Source organism: Variovorax sp. 20P10.2.4, assembly GCF_058244205.1.
This window is the reverse complement of record NZ_JBZAYE010000826.1, coordinates 1-2,745: the sequence shown is the minus strand read 5'-3', so window position 1 is coordinate 2,745 and position 2,745 is coordinate 1. Positions and strand designations below refer to the sequence as shown.

3 protein-coding genes are annotated in these 2,745 nt (G+C 72.3%); all 3 read right to left on the bottom strand.

The window, feature by feature from the left end; translation table 11 throughout:
* A partial coding sequence (locus AC27VN_RS38165) for an ATP-dependent DNA ligase (protein WP_490880026.1) occupies positions 1-1,002 on the bottom strand: 1,002 nt, incomplete at its 3' end.
* Positions 999-2,045, bottom strand: coding sequence for a ligase-associated DNA damage response exonuclease (locus tag AC27VN_RS38160; protein WP_490880025.1), 1,047 nt, complete (start codon positions 2,043-2,045; stop codon positions 999-1,001). The genes AC27VN_RS38165 and AC27VN_RS38160, both read right to left, overlap by 4 nt.
* A gap of 98 nt (positions 2,046-2,143) precedes the next feature.
* Complete coding sequence (locus AC27VN_RS38155; protein ID WP_093350332.1) at positions 2,144-2,689, bottom strand: DUF3617 domain-containing protein; 546 nt, start codon at positions 2,687-2,689, stop codon at positions 2,144-2,146.
* Between the last annotated feature and the right edge of the window lie 56 nt (positions 2,690-2,745).

Here is a 2,745-nt window from a genome sequence, read left to right as displayed (position 1 = left end):
GAGCAGGTCGTAGGCCAGCAGCACCACCGGGATCTCGCGCAGCAGCTTCGCGCCCAGCGTCTTGCGGCCGATGCGCTTCTGCAGCTCGGCGAAGGGCTGCACCCGGCCGTCGCGCCACACGGCGATCTCGCCGTCGACCACCGTGCCGTCGGGCAGCGCCTCGCCGAGCGCCGCGAGCTCGGGGAAGCGCTCGGTCACCAGTTCCTCGCCGCGCGACCACAGCCACACCACGCCCGCGCGCTTCACGAGCTGCGCGCGGATGCCGTCCCACTTCCACTCGACGATCCAGTCCGAGGGTAGCCCCAGCGCCGCATCGAACTGCTCGAGCGGCAGGTTGAACGGATGCGCGAGGAAGAAGGGATAGGGCTGTCCGCTGGTCTTCTGCACCTGCTCGGCATCGGACTCGGGCGCGATCAGCGTGCCGTAGTCGCCGGCCCGCGGCCGTGCGCCGATGTGGGTGTAGCCCATGAGCCGCTGCGCGACGCGCTTGGCATCGATGCCACCGACCGCCGCGAGCGCCTGCGTGACCTGCAGCTTCGACACGCCGACGCGGAAGGCGCCGGTGATGAGCTTGAAGTAGACCAGTCGCTCCTCGGCCGCGAGCCGGCGCCATTGCGCGCGCAGCCTGTCGGCCAGTTCCTCGGGCGCCGCCTTCGCGGCCTCGCGCAGCGGCAGCAGGTGCTGCTCGACCCAGGCCGCAAGCCCGAGCTCGTGCGTTTCGCTCGGCGGCGGCAGCAGCAGCGCGATGGTTTCGGCGAGGTCGCCGACGGCCTCGTAGCTCTCGTCGAACAGCCACTCGGGCAGGCCCGCGGCCTCCTGCGCGAGCAGGCGCAGCAGCTTGGTCGGCACCAGCTGGCGCGGCTTGCCGCCCGCGAGGAAGTAGACGGCCCAGGCGGCATCGGCCGGGTCGGCCGCGCGCAGGTAGCGCTGCAGCGCGGCCTGCTTCGCGAGGCTCGAGGTGCTGGCATCGAGCTCGCGGTAGAGCGCGGCGAAGTCCTTCATGCCGGCGCCGCCTCCCCGGCGGGCGGCGGCGCTTCCTGGTCGTCCTCGTCGCCGTACTCGGTCTTGAAGCCCTGCGCGTCGAGCCCGTTCTCCGACAGCCAGCGCACCATCACCTGCACGCTGCCATGGGTGACGAACACGCGCTCGGCGCCCGTGCCCGCGATCGCCTGCTGCAGCCCGGGCCAGTCCGCATGGTCCGACATCACGAAGCCGCGGTCGACACCACGCCGGCGCCGCGTGCCGCGCAACTGCATCCAGCCGCTCGCGAAGGCATCGGCATAGGCGCCGAAGCGCTTCATCCACGGCGTGCCCTGCGCCGAGGGCGGCGCCAGCACCAGCGCGCGCTTCAGCAGCGCCGCGTCGACGCCGGGATCGGTGACGCGCAAGGTGGCCGGCAACGCCACGCCCGCGGCGCGGTAGACGGCATTGAGCGGCTCGACCGCGCCGTGCACCACGATCGGACCGATCGAGGCGTCGACGCCGTGCAGGATGCGCTGCGCCTTGCCGAAGGCATAGCAGAACAGCACCGAGGCGCGGCCGGCCTCGGCATTGGCGCGCCACCAGGCGTCGATCTCCGCGATGAGCTGCGCCTGCGAGGGCCAGCGATAGATCGGCAGGCCGAAGGTGGACTCGGTGATGAAGGTGTCGCAGGGCACCGGCTCGAAGGGCGCGCAGGTGCCGTCGGGCTCGGTCTTGTAGTCGCCCGAGGCCACCCAGACGCGGCCGCCATGTTCGAGCCGCACCTGCGCCGAGCCCAGCACGTGGCCGGCCGGATGCAGCGACACGCGCACGCCGCGGTGCTCGATCGCCTCGCCGTAAGGCAGCGTCTGCAGCGGGATGTCGGCGCCCAGGCGCGCGCGCAGCGTGCCAGCGCTGTCGGTATGGGCGAGGTAGTGGCCGTGGCCGGTGCGCGCATGGTCCGAATGCGCGTGCGTGATGACGGCGCGCGCGACCGGCCGCCAGGGGTCGATGTAGAAATCGCCCGGCGGGCAGTACAGGCCCTCGGGGCGCGCGACGACGAGATTTTCTTCCTGCGCGGGCATGGCATGCCATCGTAGGCGCTCGCGGCCCGTGGCGCCTCGGCCCGGATGCCGCGAGGCGCCGTGGGCCGGCGCCTACCCGCCGTGCCTGTCCGCGGTGCTCAGGGCTGCTTGCCGCGGCGCGCGGCCGTCATCTCGAGCACGTTCATCTTCATGCCGTTGGCCATCACCATGTCGCCGGGCTTCTGGCCGGCCTTGCAGGGGCCGACCCATTTCGCCTCGACGACGGCCATGCCTTCGCTGCGGCCCATCAGCGGCGGGCTGTAGGTCGACTTGCTTTCCACGCGGTAGGCCGAGCCGAAGTCGCCGCTCATCACGGCGCGCGAGGTGGCGGTGGTGCTGCCGATCTTGCAGACCGAGTCGATCACCAGCTTGCCGCCCTCGGCGCGCAGGTCCTGCTTCGAGCACAGGCTGCGGCCCATGCCCTGGCCCATCTCGCGCAGGGCCTTGTCGGTGGCCGCGTCGATGCACTGCTGCATGGTGTGGCTGCCCTCCTTCGCGCCGCTGCCGTCGTCGCTGCGCATCTCCCACAGGCCGGGCTTGCGCGCCGGATAGTCGATCGCCACCGCGGGCCCGGCGAGCACGGTGCAGGGCAGCACCGCGGCGAAGGCGGCGAGGAAGGCCAGGACGAGGGGAAGGGTCTTCATGGGGCGGCTCCGGGCGCGGCGTGTCGAAGGCTCGACGATGCCCCGGTTTGTACAGG

What these genes read in the sequence shown, in the direction of transcription:
- AC27VN_RS38155 (WP_093350332.1), bottom strand. Translation starts at nt 2,689, where the DNA reads ATGAAGACCCTTCCCCTCGTCCTGGCCTTCCTCGCCGCCTTCGCCGCG.
- AC27VN_RS38160 (WP_490880025.1), bottom strand. Translation starts at nt 2,045, where the DNA reads ATGCCCGCGCAGGAAGAAAATCTCGTCGTCGCGCGCCCCGAGGGCCTG.